Annotated in this window: 1 protein-coding gene; it reads right to left on the bottom strand. The window is 46.2% G+C overall.

Annotated features, from left to right (window positions below):
* Positions 1–288 (bottom strand): SH3 domain-containing protein (locus tag IC21_RS13130; RefSeq protein WP_035181002.1); only part of this gene is annotated, 288 nt, incomplete at both ends.

Consider the following 288-nt stretch of genomic DNA (forward strand, 5'->3'; position numbering starts at 1 on the left):
CAAAAAAGATGCATGAACATAGCCCGTTTTGCTGCCGGCTTTTACTTTCGCCCAGTCCCCGGAAATAGAGTACACCGTCACCTTTTCGCCTCTTGGCAAGCTGTCCAAAATGCTGGACGTTTCGGAGGCTTTTGAACGTAAGATTAGATGTGAACCCTTATCCACATTGACATACTTCGTCGTTGTTTTGGCTGGAGTAGAAGTATCTGCACTGCTATCAGGATTTGAATTCGCCAAAAAAGATGCATGAACATAGCCCGTTTTGCTGCCGGCTTTTACTTTCGCCCA

It is taken from the genome of Heyndrickxia coagulans DSM 1 = ATCC 7050 (genome assembly GCF_000290615.1).
GTDB classification, from domain to species: domain Bacteria; phylum Bacillota; class Bacilli; order Bacillales; family Bacillaceae_C; genus Weizmannia; species Weizmannia coagulans.